The following is a 1,171-nucleotide window of genomic DNA, read 5'->3' as shown; positions in this document are numbered from 1 at the left end:
GAATCGGGTAGGTGACGGGTTCTAACCGTCACCCCCCACACCACCCGGCATGCGGATCCGCACCGGGCGGTTCCAATTCGTCATGCCATTCCGTGTGATCCTTTCGGACCGTTGGGATAGCGAATGGCGACCCATTGTTGCACAAGGTCGGGAACCCCTTGGCCATGCAACCACGCGTCGGTCATCGCCCGATGCACGATACTGTTGCGGCTCATCCTCCAGTGCCCTTTGCGGCTGCGGCTCGCCATGTGCACCTCGTCCCGGTCGATGCCGAGCGCGAGGAGCTTCCGGCGACGCGTGCGCGGCCTGCCCCATTGTTTCCAATGGTAGAGCCTCACTCGCCTCCGCAGCCATCGATCCAGTTCGACGATGTCCCGGTAGGGAATGCCAAGCGCGTAGTAGTTGACCGCACCGCGCAGGTAGCGTTGCAGGTCCACCATCACCCGCTGCGGGGACACGCCCCGCGTGCGCTTGGTGATGGCGCGGACCTTTTCCTTGAGCTTCTCCTGGCTGCGGTCCGTCCAGCGGACTTTCTTGCGCAGGATGCGAAACCCGAGGAACGACGCTTCGGCGAGCGGCACCACCTTGCTCTTGGCCTCGTTGACCGTCAGCCTCAGCCGCCGCGAGATCCAGCGCGTGACGCTCGCGAGCACCCGCTCAGCGGCCTTGCGACCGTGGCAGAGGATCACGAAGTCATCGGCGTATCTCACGAACGCGTGACCGCGCCCTTCGAGTTCCCGGTCGAGTTCATCGAGCAGGATGTTCGCCAGCAGCGGACTCAGGGGACCTCCCTGGGGCACTCCGCTGCGGCTCTTCTCGAAAGTCCCGTCCGGCAGGATCGCTCCCGCCTTGAGAAACTTTCCGATCAGGTCCAGCAGACGTTCGTCGGCCACGCTTTCGCGTAGCCGGCGCATCATCTTCTGGTGGTTGACGGTGTCGAAGAAGGTTTCCAGATCGCAGTCCACCACGTGGCAGCGGCGTCCTCCATAGCCCTTCTCCAGACTCATCCGGCGCATCGCTTCGATGGCCTGATGTGCACTACGTCCGGGCCGGAACCCGTAGCTGTGCCCGCTGAAGGTCGGGTCGTGGATTTCGCCAAGCACTTGCGCGATGGCCTGCTGGATCACTCGATCCAACACCGTCGGGATGCCGAGGGCACGAAAGCGCCCCC

At 64.0% G+C, this 1,171-nt stretch carries 1 protein-coding gene; it reads right to left on the bottom strand.

Annotation, left to right across the window (positions count from 1 at the left end):
• Positions 1 to 80 precede the first annotated feature (80 nt).
• The coding region (gene ltrA, locus ACG2LG_RS23910) for a group II intron reverse transcriptase/maturase (protein WP_396263391.1) at positions 81 to 1,171 on the bottom strand (1,091 nt) is incomplete at its 5' end.

The organism is Haloferula sp. A504 (assembly GCF_044385805.1).
In the GTDB taxonomy this organism is placed as follows: Bacteria; Verrucomicrobiota; Verrucomicrobiia; order Verrucomicrobiales; family Akkermansiaceae; genus Haloferula.
The sequence above is the reverse complement of the archived record's forward strand: the minus strand, read 5'-3'. Positions and strand labels throughout refer to the sequence as shown.